A 17,235-nucleotide genomic window follows, 5' to 3' on the forward strand; every position below is an offset into this window, starting at 1 on the left:
CGATCAGGATTGATGACGTTCATTACGGCGCGTGAGACGACGCGGAGACGATTCCTTGAGCGACTTTCCACGGCCAGACAGACTCGGATTTGTCATGAAGTAGTTGTGGACGTTGAAAGGCTCCTCGCCCTTCGCGGTCTTCATACGCGTTGAGGACCCGTCGGGCAACAATTGCCAGCTCTGCTCATTGTCCTTCAGGTTCGCGACCATGATCTGCTCAAGAACCTGCTGATGCACCGTGGGATTCTGCAACGGACACAGCACCTCGACGCGGCGGTCGAGGTTGCGCGGCATCATGTCCGCGGACGAGATATACACAGCCGCTTTTGCGCTCGGCAGCCCCTGGCCCATGCCGAAGCAGTAGATTCGGCCATGTTCCAGGAAGCGTCCGATGATCGACTTGACACGGATGTTCTCCGACAGGCCGGGAATGCCGGGCCGCAGGCAGCAGATGCCGCGCACCACCAGCTCGACCTGGACGCCGGCCTGTGACGCCTCGTAGAGCGCGTCGATGATGTCGGGGTCGACCAGCGCATTCATCTTCATCCAGACCGCGCCCGGCTTGCCGTGACGGGCGTGCTCGGTCTCGCCCTGGATGTGCTGGATGATGCGCTTGCGCAAGGTCAGCGGCGACACCGCCATCTTCTCGAGATCGCTCGGCGCGGCGTAGCCGGTGATGAAGTTGAACACGCGCGCGGCATCGCGGCCGATGGTCGGTTCCGAGGTGAAGTAGGAGAGGTCGGTGTAGATGCGCGCGGTGACCGGATGATAATTGCCGGTGCCGGTGTGGACGTAAGTGGTGAGGCTGCCGCCCTCGCGGCGCACCACCATCGAGAGCTTCGCGTGGGTCTTCAGTTCGAGGAAGCCGTAGACGACCTGCACGCCGGCGCGTTCGAGGTCGCGCGCCCAGCGGATATTGGCCTCTTCGTCGAAGCGCGCCTTCAATTCGATCAGCGCGGTGACGGATTTGCCGGCTTCGGCCGCCTCCGCGAGTGCGCGCACGATCGGCGAGTTGTTGGAGGTGCGGTACAGCGTTTGCTTGATCGCGACGACATCAGGATCGCGCGTGGCCTGCTGGAGGAACTGCACCACCACGTCGAAGGATTCATAGGGATGGTGAACGACGAGATCCTTCTGCCGGATGGCGGCAAAGATGTCGCCGCCATGCTCGCGCACGCGCTCGGGATGACGCGGCACGTAGGGTGTGAACTCCAGATCGGGCCGGTCGAGCCGCGTCAGCTGCGAGAGCTCGTTCATGGCGAGCACGCCGTCGACCAGGAACACCTCGTCGTCGGCGGCCGAGAGCGCATGCTGCACGAAGTTGCGCAGCTGCTCCGGCATCTTGGCGTCGATCTCGAGGCGGATCACCGAGCCGCGGCGGCGGCGCTTCAGCGCGGTCTCGAACAGGCGGACGAGATCCTCGGCCTCTTCCTCGATTTCGAGCTCGGAGTCGCGGAGGATGCGGAAAGCGCCCTGGCCGTGGAGATTGTAGCCGGGGAACAGGCGGTTGATGAACAACGCGGTGGCCTGTTCCAGCGTAATCAGCCGCATCGTGCCGTCGGATGGCAGTCGGATGAAGCGGTCGATCTTGCCGGGCATGCGGATCAGCGCGTTCATCTGCTTGCCATCGGCAGCACGCGTCAGCTGGAGCGCGATGGTGAAGCCGAGGCTCGGAATGAACGGGAAGGGATGGGCCGGGTCGATCGCCAGCGGCGTCAGCAGCGGAAAGACATTGGCGAGGAAGTAATCCTCGATCCAGGCGCGCTGCGCCTTGGTGACGTCCTTGCCGTCGACCAGCACGATGCCGACATCGGCGAGGGTGCCGCGCAGGTTGGCCCAGATGGCCTGCTGGTCGGAGGCAAGATGGGAGACGGTGCGGTTGATCAGGGCGAGCTGCTCGGACGGCGTCAGGCCGTCGGGGCTGCGCTCGGCGATGCCCTCGCGGACCTGGGCCTTGATGCCGGCAACGCGGACCATGAAGAACTCGTCGAGGTTATTCGCCGAAATCGACAGGAATCGCACCCGCTCCAGCACGGGGTGGCTGGGATTGACCGATTCCTCCAGGACGCGCCGGTTGAAATGCAGCCAGGACAGCTCGCGATTGATGAACCGCTCGGGGCTCGAGGCGATCGCCGGCAGGCCCTCGGCTTCTGAGGCTTTATCTTTGATTTCAGCAGCTTGCGCAGAGTCCATCAGAAGTCGGTCCATCCTGTCTCGCCTTAACTTGCGACTTGTGCGCAAAACCGGGGAGAGCATGTGTGAGTGCGATGACGTTTCGATGACATTGATGTTCCGCCGCCCCGCCGCGTCAAGCGGCGTGGGCGCCGGTCGTCTGTATCAGGCGTCGCGCAGCAGTTCAGCGGCCAGTGCACGCGTTACCGGTCGGCCCAGCCTGAGGGCCTCGCTGTCGAGCAGTTCCACCGCCTGTCGGGCGGCCGCCGAGGACCGCTCCAGACGGGTGGCGAGGTAGCTGACGATGCTCTCGTCCACCGTGAGCTGGCGGTCGGCGCAGAATTTGACGATCAGGCCGCGGAACAACTGGTCGTCCGGTGGCAGGAGCGAAACCACAGGGATCGTGCGAAGCCGAGAGCGCAGGTCGCGGAGCTCGATATCCAGCGCCGTCGGCACCTCGCGACCGGTGAAGAGCACGTAGGCGCCGTCCTCGCGTGCGAGGTTCATCAGGTGGAAGAGCGCGCGCTCGTCAAATTCCTTGGCCTTGAGATCCTCGACCACCAGCGCGCCGGTGGCGAGCGCGACCGGGACGGCGGCGGCGGTCAACGCATTGGCTGTGGTGGAACGGGCGCCGGCGTCCTCGGCCCAGATCGCGGCGAGATGGCTTTTGCCGCTCCCTTCGGGGCCGGCGAGCCACATGATGCGGTTCGGCCATTCCGGCCAGCCATCGATCAGGGCGAGGCCCGCTGCGTTGGCGGGCCCCTCGAGGAAATTGTCCCGGCTCAGGCTCTCCGCATGCGGAAGCGAAAACGCCAACTGTCGGGGATGAACGCGGCCTGCCACGCTTGCTTTGCTCCATGCCGGACCGCCGGCCTCGGTTGAAAGTGTAGACGTATCGAATGCGAGTTCGCCTTTTGCGGGGCCTTGTCCCGGTTCAGTTGGCCTCGATCGTGCTCATGTGCCGCAGCCACTCGACCAGATAGAGCGACACGGAGGAGAGCGTGAACACCGTGACGAGGCCCATCAGGATTATATCATAGGGCTGCGCATTGAAGCCGAAGGCAAGCGCGGCCAACACCAGCGCCGCGAACCCCACCTGGGCCACAGTGTTGAGTTTGGACACCTTCGAGGGCTTCATCTCGACCGGCTTGTCGAACAGCCACGAGACGATCACGGCCGCCACGATCATGATGTCGCGCGACACCACCAGGATCACGATCCAGCGCGGGATCGCGCCCCAGATCCCGAGGGCCATGTAGATCGAGACCAGCAACGCCTTGTCGGCAAGTGGGTCGAGCAGGGCGCCGAGCTCACTCGTCATGTTGAAGCGCTTGGCCAGGAAGCCGTCCACGGCATCGCTGATGCCCGCGATCAGGAAGACGGCGAACGCGACCTCCATTTGGCTCGACACGATGGCCCAGACGATGATCGGGACCAGCAGGATGCGGCCCAAGGTAATGATGTTCGGTATACTCACGCGGCGCTTCCCGGCACCCGGCCTGACCTCGAATCCGGCCCGTCTGAAGGCTGAACCGGTTGATATCTACATAGTATCTCTACGGATAAACGTCATCCTAGAATACGTACAGTAATTTCAATCACTTAATCATTTACCTACCTCGCTCGCTACTCCGCGTTGCGGCATATTTTGGCAGGGTTTCGTACCCTGATCCGGGGAAAATCCGGGGAGTTAATTCCCTCCCTATTTGGACATCCCGTATCGAAACCTAACGTACATAGTATAGTAGTATGTTCCGTAGATGGTTATATACTGAACCATGTACAGAGCATACGCTCTCTGTAGGCATGAGCCTATTGGTATCCATCTTAGCCCTAGGAGACAAAACGCAGTGTCAGCAAAGAAAGCCACTACCGCTAAGCCTTCTAAGGCTAAGCAGAGTGGCAAGGACAAAGCACAAGTGAACAACGACCCGCTGGCCGACCTCGGCCTTGACGACACCACGACCGAGACCACTGATACGACTGCAACCGAAGTCGAGGCATCCGCACCGGAAGCCGAAGCAGAGACCAGCAGCGTCGAGCGTGAAGAGGTTGAAGTCGGAGAGATCGAGTTCGGCTTCATCACCGATCTGCCCGTCACCAAGCGGAAGACCGAAGGCTCGAAGTACAAGTTCGACAAGCTGCCCGCTCCGAAGAAGGACGGCGACAAGACGCAGTACGCGAACTTCACTGTCAAGCTTCAGCCGGGCGTCGATGCAGACAAGCTGCGTCGTTCGGTGCAGAGCGCAACCACGCAGGCCAATAAGGCGGACAAGGGCAAGTACTTTGTCTCGCGTACGATCAGCGAGGACGGCAAGTTCATCGGCATGATGGTCATTCGTACGGACCAGCGGCCGAAGTAAGACGACACAGGGACTAAAACAAAAAACATTACTTCAGTAGTGAGAGGGCGGTCCAGAACGGGCCGCCCTTTTTTATGGCGTGTATCAGAGTGGAGTTATCCCAATGAATGCCTACGACCAGCATCACACAACGAAAGAGCAAAGCAATGCACGGTACGTTCACATGTCTAACTGCCCGACCCGCATTCGACATCGAAGACTTTAACAAGTTCATCGCTTCGCTCTACGACAGCGGAGTGATCCCGCAACTGCATGTCTTGCACGACTACGACATGCCCGACGAAGAATACGTCAGACGTACAGGTTGCGTACCAGTCTTGTCAGAAGACGAGAGCGCGTACTGTCCCTTGTTCGGTGATTGGGGCGCGTATTACGCGTTTGAAGGCTGGCTCACTTACAGGGCCATGCACAAGACCGGGAACGAATTTCAACTGATGGTGACTGACTTGCTGAACAGCAAGCCGTGGTCGCCCGAGATTTCACAGTGGATCACCATGATCCACGCACTTGTCACGGTACAGGAACTGTACGCCGACAAGTTCAAGAATTATCCGATGGACCTCGAACAGTTCGTCAATGCGTGCATCCGCTACGGTGATGACACCGTGCTGAACGCAGACATCTACTGATGCGCATACACATAGGAAGACCTCTGGACACCACGAAGTGGAGCAGATGGTACGCATGGTATCCCGTCTTCATCGACGAGTACATCGTGTGGCTCGACTATGTTGAATGGCGCTGTGACGGTGGAGACAACTCGTTCAACGAGTATCGTCTTCCACAAACATAAGGAGCTACATGGTTTGGACTTACGAGGCTACCCAAAACGGGTACGCCAAACTTTGGGGTAGCATTGCAGTGAAGTCCGGCAAGGACGACACCAATGCTACCTACTTCGCTAAGCTCATTATCAAGGGCGAGGCACAGTACCGCGCCGTCGAGGCTGCTACGGGCGTTCCGTGGTTCTTCGTCGGTGCTCTGCACATGCGAGAGAGCGGCTGCGATTTCAAGGGCGTGCTGCACAATGGCGAGAAAATCATTGGCACGCAGCGCAAGACGAAGCTCGTACCGAAGGGCCGTGGTCCGTTCAAGACATGGGCCGCCGCTGCTATCGACGCGCTCGACCTGAAGAACCTGCGTGGCATCACATGGTCCCCAGCACGTATTGGTTTCGAGAGCGAACGCTTCAACGGTCTCGGCTACGTCGGCAAGGGCGTGAACTCGCCGTACTGTTGGGCTGGCTCGAACCACGAGCAGACCGGCAAGTACGTTGCCGATCATGTGTGGGACAAGAACTTCGACGATCCGCAGATCGGTACCATGACTGTGCTCAAGCGGCTCAGCGAGCTTCGTCATGACGTGGCTGCGGAGCTTGCGAAGAACCACAAGGCACCATCAGCGATCTTCACCAAGAAGAACGCAACGATTGCCGGTACGGTTGTTGCGGGCGGTGGCGCTGCTGCGTCAACCGACCCGACGAGCACGCTGGATCAACTCGCTCCTATCCTGACCGTCTTCCAGAACTACGGCACGACTATCGCAACCACGTTCTCTATCGCGTTGGTCGTCGGCATCGTCGGCTGGCACTACTACGAGAAGTACAAGGCCGGTCCTAATGTGGAAGCTGGCGTTTAACTGGCTCACAGGCGGCGGCTTCGGGCTGCTGCTCGACCTGTACAATCGAAACAAGGACAGCAAGGACAAGGACGCACAGCTTCAAGCGCAATGGGCCAAGGCTCAGCTTGACGCGATGACTGAGAACCGACGCAACACGTCGGGCTTTTGGGAAATGCGACTGCTGACGTTCCTGATCGCGTTCCCGTTCGTGGTGCATGTGAACCTTGTCGGTCTCGATACGAACTTCAAGCTCGGACTATCCGTCAACAAATTCCCCGCCCCATTTAACGAGTGGGAGGGCTCTATCCTGCTGTCATTCTTCGGACTGACAGCGGGCGTCATCGGCATCAAAGCCATAGCCAGCGCATTACGTCGCTAACAGGAGAACACCATGACTACTGCCGCAGACTTCGTACGGTACGCACCACGACTGCAACAGCAGCAGCAGGAGCGGAAGCCGAGTGAAGACGTGATGGATCAACCGGACACGATCAGCCTGCAAGAGTTGCAGCGGCGTGAGCGTGGCCGTTGAGCATACACGAGATACTGTCTCTCTGGCTCGTCGCTATGATTGCGCTTGCAGTCATACTAAGCATACGCAGATAGATGACCAACGATCCTGTGTGGCTTGCGACGGCCAAGACGTTAGCAGCCGGTAGGCGCATCAGGATCGAGTGCTGCGCGCACGACAAGTCACTCATGGTGAGCAACGAAGAACGTGGATACCGGGCGTACTGTTTCCGGTGCGGTCCTCGTGGCTTCGTTGTTCACGGTGACTTCAGCATAGATCAACTGCGCCGTCGTCGAGAAGAGTTCGCCTTGTTGCAAGAGGCGCACGTTCGACTGCCGCGTGACTTCACAACGGAGATACCTACAAGTGCTGCCACTTGGCTTTATCGTGCGAGCGTATCGACAGCACTCGCAAAACACTACGGCTTCGGATACAGCCCTTCGCTCCGCAGAGTTGTCCTTCCAGTCTATGCAGCGGGAGAGCTTGTCGGCTTCACTGCACGAAGCACGACAGGCGAGAAGCCGAAGTACATTGAGCGCATGGCGTCGGCAGCTTCTGCTATCTTTACTGCCGATCCCGCGATGCGTCTTCCGTTTGATGACGAATGGACTGCGGAGAGCGGCCCTGATCTTGTCATCACTGAAGACATTCTATCTGCTGTTCGTGTTGCTCGTCTGGCGCGACGAGCAGTGGCCCTACTGGGGACGAGCGCGAACGAGTACCAGCTTACAGCGGCGGAAGGATGCAGAACTATCGCGATCTGGCTTGACCCGGATAGAGCAGGAAAGACTGCGCATCGTAAACTCAAGCGCAGACTGGCGCTACAGGGATACGAGACCTTCTCCATCCGCACCGAACAAGACCCGAAGTACTACAGCAATCGGGAGATAAGGAGACTGCTATCATCGACGTAATTCTTCTGCGGATCATGCGCAGGAGATCGGACTTCTTTAAGCTGAAGGATATGATACCGGGTGCCAATCTGGACCCGCAGGCAGTAGCCATCATCGAAGACTTCGGGAAGTACTTCGAGAAGTTTCCGACGCATGACGCCGTGGACATGACGACGTTCCTACCGCGCTTCAAAGCGTGGCATCCTAAAATGAGCGACGAGAAGTTCAACGGCTACAAGGCAATGCTGTTGAACACGGTAGCTGAGCCGGATGACGATCAGCGCAAGAACATTCTAGCGGAGTTGTCAGAGCTTGAACTGATGACGAAGCTAGCGAACCTCGCATCGCAATTCGAGCAGGGCGATCTAGCCGACGCGTACGATGCAGTGAACCGCACTATGGACGACTTCCGTAACAGGACAGGTCGCCGGGCGATCAGCTACATTGACATACCAATCGGTGAGCTACTGCAAGACGAGTTCGACGACAGCGGCGTAGCGTGGCGTCTCGATTGCCTGAACGGCTCGATGCGCAAGCTACGACCGGGCGACTTCGGCATCATTGCCGGGCGACCGGACAAGGGCAAGACCTCGTTCATATCTAGCGAGATCACGTACTTCGCTCAGCAGCTACCGCCAGATCGGAACGTGGTCTGGCTAAATAACGAAGGGCCGGGCAAGCGCATCATTCCGCGCCTGTACCAGTCGGCACTAAATCTGACCATGACCGAACTGAAAGAGCGACACACCGAAGGTGTGCTCGTGGATCAGTACCGTGAAGCAATCGGCGGGCGCATCAACAAGATACGCATCATAGACGTGCACGGCTTCGCGACTGGACAGATCGAAAGCATACTTGAAGAAAGCAACCCCGGTATCATCGTGTACGACATGATCGATAACATCAGGGGCTTCGGCGATATGGCACGTACCGACCTCATGCTTGAGGAAATGTACAAGTGGGCTCGTGAGCGCAGCGTCAAGTACGACTGCATCGGCCTAGCGACAAGCCAGATCAGCAACGATGGCGATGGGATGCAATTCCCTACACTCGGTATGCTCAAAGACAGCAAGACAGGCAAACAAGGTGCCTGCGACTTCCAACTCATGATCGGCGCATCCAATGACCCTGGACTAGCCGGTTCACGCTTCATCAGCCTACCCAAGAACAAGCTCAGGCGACCGGACGGCGGGAGTGATCCTCGCGCTGAAGTCGTCTTCGATGCTGTGCGGGCACGCTACAGAGACATTCCAGTAGGAGCATAGTGACTGCAAAGAAGAGTGTCCGCCCGGTTAAGGTGGACGAAGCTAAGCGCATCATCGCGTTGCAGGATCAGGTTAACAGCCTGACGAAGCAACTGCGCAATGCACTGCGCGAGAGCAACAAGAACGACATCATCAGTGACGTGCTCGGTGGTGCAGTGAACACTCCGATCCGTGCCCCGGCTTGGGTACGTACAGCCGACAAGCGCGAACGCTTCAAGGAGACCCCGGAAGTCCCCGTTACCATGTGGGCCGACTGGCATCTTGGTGAAGTGGTCGAACGCAAAGCGGTGAACGGTGTGAACCAGTACGACATGCACACTGCGCGAGAGCGTGTCGAGCGTCTGTTCTCTGTCACAGAGAAGCTGTGCTTCGACAATCATACCGGAGTGTATCCCGGTATCGTCATCAACCTTACAGGAGATATGGTCAGTGGCGGACTACATCCAGAACTGGTGGCTACCGACGAGTTGGAAGCAATTCCGGCTGCGCTCGAAGCCGTCAAATGGATTGCTGGTGGCATTGCGCGAGCGGCAGATCGTTTCGGGCATGTGTACGTCCCGTCTGTCCCCGGCAACCACGGACGCAACACTCACAAGCCTGAGTTCAAACGGTACTACCGAAAGAACTACGACTGGCTGATCTATCAGATGCTCATTCGCCACTTCGCGGATGATCCTCGTGTGCAGTTCGATGTGCGACCGTCGAACGAAGTTCTGTACCGCGTGTTCAATCAACGCTACGTGCTGCTTCATGGCGACATGATCGGAGCGCAGGGCGGTGACGGTATCATTGGTTCAATCGGACCAATCATGCGCGGTGAAGTAAAGAAGTCCGGTGCGTACAGTGTGCTTGGCACGCCGTTCGATAAGATGCTGTGCGGTCATTACCACCAGCAACTGTGGCTTCCTCGTGTGACGTGCTCGAACACCGTCAAGGGGTTCTGTGAGTACGCAAAGAACAAGCTGAACGCGAAACCCACTCGTCCATCACAGCCGCTCTGGTTCGTGCATCCGAAGCACGGAGAGACAGCGCATTGGGATGTGTACGTAGACAACCCGCCGAAGAAGTCTGGTCTGTGGATCAGTTCGTTCGGCTCAGAGGTAGCATGAAGATTTATCTAGCCGGTCCTATGGCCGGTTTGCCGGAGCACAACTTCCCGGCATTCCATGCCAAGGCGCGAACACTGCGGGCGAAGGGACACGAAGTCTACAACCCGGCAGAGCTTGAGCCGGAGAGCTATCGCAACATCTGCGAAGAGGAAGCTACGAAGCACCACAACGGCAGCTATCGTAATGCGCTGAAGCAGGAGCTTAAGTGGATTTGCGAGGAAGCCAATGCGATCTACCTTCTCGAAGGGTGGGAGCATAGCAAGGGCGCTAACTCAGAGTTCGCTACCGCATTCGCAGTCGGGTGCAAGTTCTACTATGAGGCAACGCTGTGAGCTTGGACCCGAACCCGAAGAAGCTCATGGGCGACAAGAAGCCGCCGCTGCATCTGCTGCCGCTGGCAGGCTTGATCCATCAGTCGCTCGCTCACATGGACGGCGATCTGAAGTACGGCTTTGAGAACTGGAACGACAAGCCGGTTGAGAAGCTGACGTACATCGGCGCTGCGCTCCGTCACATCGAACTGTACAAGTACGGCGAGACGCACACTCGCGATACTGGCGTGCACAATCTCGGTGCTGTCATGGCGTGCTGCGCGATCCTGCTGGACGCGGAGTTGAACGGCAACCTGATCGACAACACGAAGCACAGCAAGGCGACGTGCGATCTTCTGCACCATGCAGAGGCTATCGTGGAGCGGCTGAAGGACATGCAGCGCGACCGCGAAGCTGCGAAGTCTAAGCCATCATACGAGCGGCTACTGGCGGACGCCAAGGCGCGGACGCTTGGTCTCAATCTGGATGGCTCGGCACGACGCGAGACGTTCCTTATCGACGATGCTGGCGGCGATGCTCCGTCAGATCATACTACGGTGCTTCCTACGTCGCAAACGTGGCGCTCATGCCGTGACTGCGAGAGTTGGAGTTGCTGCGGTAAAGAGAAGCGTTGTCGCCGTGGACTATGAGCCGGTCTGCATTCGCATCATCGGCGCGCAGTTGAAGGACAACAATCAAGTCGAGCATCTGAAGGGCGAGATCACAACGCTCGGTCCAGACTTGAAGCCGACCACGATCAACATCGATGTTCATCCTGGCGCTCTTACGTCGAACCAGCAGTGGGCGATCCACGGCTTGTACAAGATGAAGCGGTTCAAGGTGTACGTCGCTGAGTGCATCGTACAGTACAGCAAAGACGGCGTGCGCGGCCAGACGATCTTCAAGCGGTGGCGCACCATGAAGCAAGTTGCGAACTGCGAAGCATAAGCCACGCAGACGAACACAGAGGCTACGGAGTAGGAGGCTCATTCCTGAAATGTGGCCTGAAGAGTTCGAGTGGCCTGAGTACGAAGTTGAAGACTGGATCGTGAGCGGTCCTACAGAAGGAACAACAACAGAATGAACTTTGCTACCATCAAGGCGTGGATCAGCGATCACAAGAAGTGGGTTGTCGCTGGTGTGTTGCTCGTCGCGATCTGGCTACCAATTACGGCGTGCAGCCATAAGGCCGCGCCGAAGGTTCAGCCGGTCCAGAAGATCGAGGCACCGTACACTGTGACGAAGACGGACCAGAAGCTCGCGCCTATCGTCAAGGCGAAGCCGAAGCATCGGCATGTGCAGAAAGCGCCGGCTCCGAAGCCGAAGTGCACGTTCCTGTTCACCGAATACGACTGCTGATGGATCAAGCGCGAGTAACCTCCGCGCTGCATCTGCTCGGTAAGATCAACAAGGAAGGCTACAAGGCGGTGATCTGCGGAGGCTATGTGCGCGATACAATCTGCGACAAGCCAATCCGCGACATCGACTTGTATGTCTCCGAAGGTGACTACAGAGCCGTGGCGGACTTCCTCACTGCTGATGGCATTATCGCTCAGCAGTTCTTCGGGGAAGACAGCAAAGAGTACATCCACCAGAACATCACGCGACAGGAAGAGTTCTTCCTTAAGCCTGAGCTACAGGCTGACTTGCCAACAACCCAAGTCAACCTGATCGGCCTTCGGCACCACGAGGACAAGACGCTCAACGTGGAGAACGTAGTGCGCAAGTTCAACCTCGGTATCTGCCAAGCAGGCATCGAGCTTAGCAAGGGCCGCTGTTTCATCACAGACGAGTTCAGGCGCGACTACAAGGACAAGCAGATCACTCTGTACCGAACTGATTGGGGATACGAGGCCAGCCTCAAGCAGTTCATCAAGCTGCAAGCGAAGTACCCGTGGCCGCTACGAGTGCATCAACAACCGGAGAATCCTTTCGATGCTGTTTAGCGCAATCGACGACAAGCAGACCGTGATCCGCAACACGAAGACTGGCGTGTACAAGCAGGCGAAGCTGTACGAGCGCAAGGGGGAAATCTATGCGGGCTTCTCTGGTGGCTTCATCCGTCTCATGAAGGATGGGCGATCATCGAACCCGAACATCCTGTGGGATGACATCGAAGTGAAGTACGAGGTTGCTACCGGCATCCACGGTAGCCTGAAGTACATCGAACAGCGGGCGGTGCAGTAATGTCGGCTCGCGACGAACGCGAAGTCGGCGAGTTTGAGTTCGCCGTGGAGTGCATCCGTTGCGAAGAAGTTGTGCCTGAGAGCCACACTGACGGCGGAATGTGTTCTAGCTGCATGGACATTGTGCACGAACAGCAGGAGCGTTATCGCTAGGTGTACAAGGTATTTGATCTGGAAACGGAGACGCACAGTAGCTTCAAGCGAAAAGCGTCTCCGTTCGACGAGCGCAACTGGATTGTCGCTCGTGGATGGAAGAACCAAGGCGACGTACGAGCGACCTGGACGTACCATCCGACGCACGACCGGACGACGACGTTGGAGATCGAGCCGCACATTACGATGCTTGTCGGCTTCAACATCAAGTTCGACTTGCTGTGGGAAATGGCGCAGGGCAACGAGAGCCTGCGCGCGTTCTACAAGCGAGGGGGTAGAGTATGGTGCTGCCAGTACGCAGAGTATCTACTGCGTGCTCAGCATCCCGACGCGCACATGGCGTCACTGAATGACACTGCGCCGAAGTACGGCGGCACCACCAAGATCGATGAAGTGAAGGCGCTGTGGGAAGCGGGCGTGCTTACGTCAGCGATCCCCGAAGACCTACTGATCGACTACTTGGTGGGCACGCCGGAAGAGGACCGCAACGGCGGCGACATCCGCAACACTGAGCTTGTGTTCCTCGGCCAGATCAAGAAGGCCGTGGCGCAGGGTCAACTGAAGATGATCCAAGACCGCATGGACGGTCTGTGCTGCACCACTGAAATGGAGTTCAACGGGCTCAAGGTTGACGTGCAGGAAGCAGGGCGCAGGCTCAAGATACTGCAAGCCGATCTGGCCGCGCAGGATGCTGAGCTTAACACGTACGTTCCTGCGGACTGCCCGTTCGAGTTCAACTGGTCGAGCCGCGTGCACGCTAGCTGCCTGATCTTCGGCGGCACCGTGAAGTACCAGAAGCAGGCTCCGTACATTGACGAGGCGACCGGAGAGTTCGCTCGCAAGAAGGCTACGGCACGTTGCCCGCTGTTTGACGGTGATACTTGGGACACTGAGGGTTTGGAGTTCGATGAAGCCAAAGGGCTGTACTACATCGACGGACACGAAACGGTGTATCAGGATACGTACCTGTCAGGAAAAAAGAAGGGTGAGGGCAAGTTCAAGAACGTAGAAGTCGAAGGTGAGATCAAGACCAAGTACCAAGACTTCTTCTACACGTTCCCCCGGCTGACCGAACCAAAGGAAGCATGGGCGACCAAGAACGAGGACGGTCTCGGCGCTCCGATCTACAGCACGAGCGGTGACATCATCGTTGAGCTAGCTCTGCGCAACGTGGCCTTCATCAAGGCGCTGCGCAGCAAGCAGAAGCTCGACAAGGAGATCGGCACCTACTACGCACGGTACGACGAGAAGAAGAAAGAGTGGACCGGGATGCTGACGTGCGTTCAGACGCACGATCACATGATCCACCACAAGCTGAACCACACGAGCACGGTAACGTCTCGCCTGTCATCCTCCGATCCCAACGGACAGAACCTTCCACGCGGCGACAAGTCCGAAGTGAAGGCGATGTTCGTTAGCCGGTTCGGTGACGACGGCGAAATGATCGAGGCTGACTACAGCCAGCTTGAAGTCGTTGTGCAAGGCGTACTCACGGAAGACGAACAGCTATGCGAAGACCTACGGAACAAGGTGGACTTCCACTGCAAGCGTGTGGCAGCCAAATTGTGTTCCACCCGTCCAGAAGTGACATACGAGTATGCACTCGATTGGTGCAAGAACGAAGACCATCCGGACTACAAGGCGGGGAAGAAGGAACGGACGAAGTGCAAAATCTTCAGCTTCCAGCGAGCGTACGGAGCAGGCGCTGCGACTATTGCGGAAGAGACTGGTATGAGCCTTGAGGAAACTCAGGCACTCATGCAGGCAGAGGATGAACTTTATCCCGGCGTTGTTACGTTCAACGCAGCAGTCGAAACCGCAGTCATCAAATCAGCAGAACCTTTCCAAGCTCTTGGCGACGATGGCAAGTGGAAGACTTACCGACGCGGATATTGGAAAGCTCCAACAGGAACTCTGTACACATGGCGCAGCTATGATGCGCCTGAGTACGCACGCAAGCGAGGTAAGCTCGATACGTTCAATCCTCCTGAAATGAAGAACTACCCTGTGCAAGGCACAGGCGGTGAGTTCGTGCAGGGGACACTCGGACGGCTCTGGCGACACTACGTCGCGAACGACAACTACGGTGGCCTCGCGCTACTCGTGAACACTGTGCATGACTGCGTGTGGTCCGACAGCCACAAGTCAGTACGCGATGCAGTCGCTGCTGACATGAAGCGCATCATGGAAGACATCCCCGACTTCTACAACAACAGGTACGGCATGAACATCACTGTGCCGTTCCCGGTCGAAGTCGAGTACGGGCCGAACATGAACAAGCTGCATCACTGGCATCAGGCAGCATAACAAGGATCAATATGAGCAACGCGGTTAAGCCGGAAGGCGTCATCGAGACGAAGCGCAAGATTGTGTTTCAGGGCGGTCAGCATCTGAACCTGCGCAACGTCACCAGCTTCGACGGGCAGGGTACGTATCTGCGTATCAAGTCCGACGAAGGCTACATCCTCGTGAACCCTGAGAAGGTTCTCTATCACATCGTCACCGTCAGGGGCGACATCGTTTCCTAATCCACGACTGGCATTGAGCCAACACACGGAGACTACATGACCAAAGCATTGAGCATTGCAGAACTCGCAGCGATGGCTGCGGAGCAGGAAGACCAGACCGTCGAACAGACTACCACGTTCGACAACGAACCGCCGCCTGCCGGTGTAACAGTCGGCCGCTTCATCGAGTACATTGAACTCGGCAAGCACGACGGCGGATCGTATCAGGGCAAGCCCAAGCCTCCTGCGGATTATCTGCGGCTCACGTTCGAGCTTCTGCATCCGACGAAGAACATCAAGGAGTACGAGGTTGAAGGCGAGAAGCGTGTGCGCGCTGATCGCGTCTCGATCCGTATCAGCAAGAAGCTCTCGGACAAAGCGAAGTTCAAGAAGCTGTTCAACGCTATGACCTACGGTCGCGACATCAAGCACATGGCGCAGATGCTCGGGGAAGCGTTCATCATCAACATCTATCACAACGTTGTCGAGAAGGAAGGCACGAAGCGTACGTACGTGAACCTCGACGACGACGGCGTGTACGGCATCAAGGCTCCGTTCGTCGAAGACCCGTTGGAAGGCACTCGCAAGGACGTTCCGGTTCGTGAGGCGATCAGCCCGCTGCGGCTGTTCCTGTTCAACAACCCGACCAAGGAAACCTGGGACAGCCTGTACATCGACGGCACCCGCACCGTGAAGAAGGACGGCGGCGCTGAAGAGGAAGTCAGCAAGAATTGGCTTCAGGAGCAAATCCTGTCCGCGCTGAACTACACCGGCTCGGCGCTGGAAGCTCTGCTCGGTGGCGTTGGCGATCTGCCTACCGACGAACAGCCGGAAGAGAAGACCGAAGAGAAGCCGGTCGAGAAGCCCGCTGAGAAGGCGGCTCCCAAAGCTGCTGCGAAGCCCGCTGATAAGCCCAAGGCCGCTGCGGCTACCAAGCCCGCCGCGAAGTCGGAAGGCTCTGCGAACGACGCGCTGGCCGCTCTCGGTCTCGTCTAAGTGCAGGTCAACGGTATCGAACTGGCGGACCTCGACGGCCTAGCTCACGAAGCTGAAGCCATCGAGTTTCCGCCGACCGTTGCCGGACGCACGGTCCATATCGATGCAGACTTCCTTGCATACCAAGTCACCGCTGAGAGCACAGACGGCACCAGCGACAAGACGTACGAAGACATGCAACACAACGCAGAAGTGGCTGTTGCTAACCTTCGTGCTCTTGCTGGCGCTGAGTGCGTGCATCTCCATCTTACGCCGTCAACCTCGAACAAGGGAGGACGCTACGAACTCGCTGCGGTCAAGGAGTACCAAGGCAACCGCGTAGACAAGCCTAAGCCTCGCTACCTCGGTATCATGCGCGAGTGGTTGGTCAAGCGTTTCCCCGGCACGCTGCATCAGTTCTGCGAAGCTGACGACGGAATGTCGTCATCGCAGTACGCAGCGATTGCACGTGGCGAACGCCACCTGAGTATCATTGCGTCGAAGGACAAAGACCTCTGCATGGTGCCCGGGTTGCATCTGGACTGGAACACAGGACAGATCATCGACACCGGCGAGGACGACTTCGGCTACGTGAAGCTCGTCGAGCGCAAGATGCCTAGCGGCACGGTGAAGCAACTCAAAGGATACGGACAGAAGTTCTTTTGGGCGCAGATGCTGATCGGTGACACAGCCGACAACATCAGCGGACTGCCAGCGATCCCCGGTCACGTGATGAACTTCATCCAGCCAACGAAGGCTACAGAGAAGGCGGCGCAGGTTCTCGCTGACGAAGAGTCAACGCCTAAGCAGATCGAGAAGGCACGCGCTGTACTTGCTGAACGCAAGGACGGTAAGTGCGGTCCCGTGACTGCTGCGCTGATCCTCGACTTGTTCGAGAATGAGGCACAAGCGTTCGCTACGGTCAAAGGACTGTACAAGCGGTACGGCGAGAGCGTCGGCTTCACACACTACAAGACAGGCGATCCACTGCCTTGGGGTAAAGCGTTCGCATCAGAAGGACAACTACTTTGGATGCGACAACATGCCACTGATCCAAACTGCGTATTGAACTACTGGCGCAGGTGCGCGAGCTAATGCGGTATCGTAATGGCTTAGTTGTGTTCGTTCCGTGGAACGACGCGGACAACAACAGGAACCATTCCCGGTTCA

Annotated in this window: 21 protein-coding genes; 18 read left to right on the top strand and 3 right to left on the bottom strand. The window is 57.8% G+C overall.

Going from position 1 to position 17,235, the window contains the following annotated elements; genetic code table 11:
• Positions 1-3 precede the first annotated feature (3 nt).
• The 3 genes from AC0L2O_RS07800 to AC0L2O_RS07810 all read right to left on the bottom strand — a co-directional run bounded on the left by AC0L2O_RS07800 (position 4) and on the right by AC0L2O_RS07810 (position 3,649).
• A complete protein-coding gene (locus AC0L2O_RS07800) occupies positions 4-2,193 on the bottom strand; it encodes an RNA degradosome polyphosphate kinase (RefSeq protein WP_369726776.1) in 2,190 nt (729 codons plus the stop codon).
• A 144-nt stretch (positions 2,194-2,337) separates the two neighbouring features.
• The gene (locus tag AC0L2O_RS07805; protein WP_473369306.1) at positions 2,338-3,015 is read right to left on the bottom strand and encodes a P-loop NTPase family protein; all 678 of its coding nucleotides are present in this window, start codon (positions 3,013-3,015) and stop codon (positions 2,338-2,340) included.
• 91 nt (positions 3,016-3,106) lie between these two features.
• On the bottom strand, positions 3,107-3,649 hold the full coding sequence (locus AC0L2O_RS07810; protein WP_369724234.1) for a CDP-alcohol phosphatidyltransferase family protein: 543 nt from the start codon (positions 3,647-3,649) through the stop codon (positions 3,107-3,109).
• 373 nt (positions 3,650-4,022) lie between these two features.
• Here AC0L2O_RS07810 and AC0L2O_RS07815 point away from each other — a divergent pair, with 373 nt between their 5' ends.
• The 18 genes from AC0L2O_RS07815 to AC0L2O_RS07900 all read left to right on the top strand — a co-directional run bounded on the left by AC0L2O_RS07815 (position 4,023) and on the right by AC0L2O_RS07900 (position 17,160).
• Positions 4,023-4,535 carry a hypothetical protein gene (locus AC0L2O_RS07815; protein ID WP_473369307.1) on the top strand — a complete coding sequence of 171 codons (513 nt, stop codon included), beginning with the start codon at positions 4,023-4,025 and terminating at the stop codon, positions 4,533-4,535.
• A 146-nt stretch (positions 4,536-4,681) separates the two neighbouring features.
• Positions 4,682-5,164 (top strand): hypothetical protein, encoded by a 483-nt coding sequence (locus AC0L2O_RS07820; RefSeq protein ID WP_473369308.1) that lies wholly within the window; start codon positions 4,682-4,684, stop codon positions 5,162-5,164.
• Positions 5,165-5,336: 172 nt separating this feature from the next.
• Entirely contained in the window at positions 5,337-6,173 is an 837-nt protein-coding gene (locus AC0L2O_RS07825) for a hypothetical protein (protein ID WP_473369309.1), read from the top strand.
• The gene (locus AC0L2O_RS07830; protein WP_473369310.1) at positions 6,154-6,534 is read left to right on the top strand and encodes a hypothetical protein; all 381 of its coding nucleotides are present in this window, start codon (positions 6,154-6,156) and stop codon (positions 6,532-6,534) included. The genes AC0L2O_RS07825 and AC0L2O_RS07830 overlap by 20 nt, the downstream gene beginning before the upstream one ends.
• A 12-nt stretch (positions 6,535-6,546) precedes the next feature.
• A complete protein-coding gene (locus AC0L2O_RS07835; RefSeq protein ID WP_473369311.1) occupies positions 6,547-6,687 on the top strand; it encodes a hypothetical protein in 141 nt (46 codons plus the stop codon).
• Between the two features lie 74 nt (positions 6,688-6,761).
• Positions 6,762-7,580 (top strand): toprim domain-containing protein, encoded by an 819-nt coding sequence (locus tag AC0L2O_RS07840; RefSeq protein ID WP_473369312.1) that lies wholly within the window; start codon positions 6,762-6,764, stop codon positions 7,578-7,580.
• A 50-nt stretch (positions 7,581-7,630) separates the two neighbouring features.
• Complete coding sequence (locus tag AC0L2O_RS07845) at positions 7,631-8,824, top strand: AAA family ATPase (RefSeq protein ID WP_473369313.1); 1,194 nt, start codon at positions 7,631-7,633, stop codon at positions 8,822-8,824.
• Positions 8,824-9,933, top strand: a complete 1,110-nt coding sequence (locus AC0L2O_RS07850; protein ID WP_473369314.1) for a hypothetical protein — start codon at positions 8,824-8,826, stop codon at positions 9,931-9,933. Before AC0L2O_RS07845 ends, AC0L2O_RS07850 begins: the two co-directional genes overlap by 1 nt.
• On the top strand, positions 9,930-10,265 hold the full coding sequence (locus tag AC0L2O_RS07855) for a DUF4406 domain-containing protein (RefSeq protein ID WP_473369315.1): 336 nt from the start codon (positions 9,930-9,932) through the stop codon (positions 10,263-10,265). Before AC0L2O_RS07850 ends, AC0L2O_RS07855 begins: the two co-directional genes overlap by 4 nt.
• Entirely contained in the window at positions 10,262-10,894 is a 633-nt protein-coding gene (locus tag AC0L2O_RS07860; RefSeq protein WP_473369316.1) for a dATP/dGTP diphosphohydrolase domain-containing protein, read from the top strand. Before AC0L2O_RS07855 ends, AC0L2O_RS07860 begins: the two co-directional genes overlap by 4 nt.
• Positions 10,884-11,192, top strand: a complete 309-nt coding sequence (locus tag AC0L2O_RS07865) for a hypothetical protein (RefSeq protein WP_473369317.1) — start codon at positions 10,884-10,886, stop codon at positions 11,190-11,192. The genes AC0L2O_RS07860 and AC0L2O_RS07865 overlap by 11 nt, the downstream gene beginning before the upstream one ends.
• 132 nt (positions 11,193-11,324) lie before the next feature.
• Positions 11,325-11,603, top strand: a complete 279-nt coding sequence (locus tag AC0L2O_RS07870; protein ID WP_473369318.1) for a hypothetical protein — start codon at positions 11,325-11,327, stop codon at positions 11,601-11,603.
• Complete coding sequence (locus tag AC0L2O_RS07875; protein ID WP_473369319.1) at positions 11,603-12,190, top strand: hypothetical protein; 588 nt, start codon at positions 11,603-11,605, stop codon at positions 12,188-12,190. The genes AC0L2O_RS07870 and AC0L2O_RS07875 overlap by 1 nt, the downstream gene beginning before the upstream one ends.
• Positions 12,180-12,431 (top strand): hypothetical protein, encoded by a 252-nt coding sequence (locus tag AC0L2O_RS07880; RefSeq protein ID WP_473369320.1) that lies wholly within the window; start codon positions 12,180-12,182, stop codon positions 12,429-12,431. Before AC0L2O_RS07875 ends, AC0L2O_RS07880 begins: the two co-directional genes overlap by 11 nt.
• A 152-nt stretch (positions 12,432-12,583) precedes the next feature.
• Entirely contained in the window at positions 12,584-14,890 is a 2,307-nt protein-coding gene (locus AC0L2O_RS07885) for a DNA polymerase (protein WP_473369321.1), read from the top strand.
• Between the two features lie 11 nt (positions 14,891-14,901).
• Positions 14,902-15,111: a hypothetical protein gene (locus AC0L2O_RS07890; RefSeq protein WP_473369322.1), complete on the top strand. Its 210-nt coding sequence runs from the start codon at positions 14,902-14,904 to the stop codon at positions 15,109-15,111.
• A 36-nt stretch (positions 15,112-15,147) separates the two neighbouring features.
• A complete protein-coding gene (locus AC0L2O_RS07895) occupies positions 15,148-16,086 on the top strand; it encodes a hypothetical protein (RefSeq protein ID WP_473369323.1) in 939 nt (312 codons plus the stop codon).
• Positions 16,087-17,160 (top strand): hypothetical protein, encoded by a 1,074-nt coding sequence (locus tag AC0L2O_RS07900; RefSeq protein WP_473369324.1) that lies wholly within the window; start codon positions 16,087-16,089, stop codon positions 17,158-17,160.
• The last annotated feature ends 75 nt before the right edge of the window (positions 17,161-17,235 follow it).

It is taken from the genome of Bradyrhizobium sp. Kon10 (genome assembly GCF_055807395.1).

Excerpts from the sequence above, each read along its gene's own strand:
- AC0L2O_RS07800 (WP_369726776.1), bottom strand. The coding sequence starts at position 2,193 with ATGGACTCTGCGCAAGCTGCTGAAATCAAAGATAAAGCCTCAGAAGCC.
- AC0L2O_RS07820 (WP_473369308.1), top strand. The coding sequence starts at position 4,682 with ATGCACGGTACGTTCACATGTCTAACTGCCCGACCCGCATTCGACATC.
- AC0L2O_RS07825 (WP_473369309.1), top strand. The coding sequence starts at position 5,337 with ATGGTTTGGACTTACGAGGCTACCCAAAACGGGTACGCCAAACTTTGG.
- AC0L2O_RS07830 (WP_473369310.1), top strand. The coding sequence starts at position 6,154 with ATGTGGAAGCTGGCGTTTAACTGGCTCACAGGCGGCGGCTTCGGGCTG.
- AC0L2O_RS07835 (WP_473369311.1), top strand. The coding sequence starts at position 6,547 with ATGACTACTGCCGCAGACTTCGTACGGTACGCACCACGACTGCAACAG.
- AC0L2O_RS07840 (WP_473369312.1), top strand. The coding sequence starts at position 6,762 with ATGACCAACGATCCTGTGTGGCTTGCGACGGCCAAGACGTTAGCAGCC.
- AC0L2O_RS07845 (WP_473369313.1), top strand. The coding sequence starts at position 7,631 with ATGATACCGGGTGCCAATCTGGACCCGCAGGCAGTAGCCATCATCGAA.
- AC0L2O_RS07855 (WP_473369315.1), top strand. The coding sequence starts at position 9,930 with ATGAAGATTTATCTAGCCGGTCCTATGGCCGGTTTGCCGGAGCACAAC.
- AC0L2O_RS07870 (WP_473369318.1), top strand. The coding sequence starts at position 11,325 with ATGAACTTTGCTACCATCAAGGCGTGGATCAGCGATCACAAGAAGTGG.
- AC0L2O_RS07875 (WP_473369319.1), top strand. The coding sequence starts at position 11,603 with ATGGATCAAGCGCGAGTAACCTCCGCGCTGCATCTGCTCGGTAAGATC.
- AC0L2O_RS07880 (WP_473369320.1), top strand. The coding sequence starts at position 12,180 with ATGCTGTTTAGCGCAATCGACGACAAGCAGACCGTGATCCGCAACACG.
- AC0L2O_RS07890 (WP_473369322.1), top strand. The coding sequence starts at position 14,902 with ATGAGCAACGCGGTTAAGCCGGAAGGCGTCATCGAGACGAAGCGCAAG.
- AC0L2O_RS07895 (WP_473369323.1), top strand. The coding sequence starts at position 15,148 with ATGACCAAAGCATTGAGCATTGCAGAACTCGCAGCGATGGCTGCGGAG.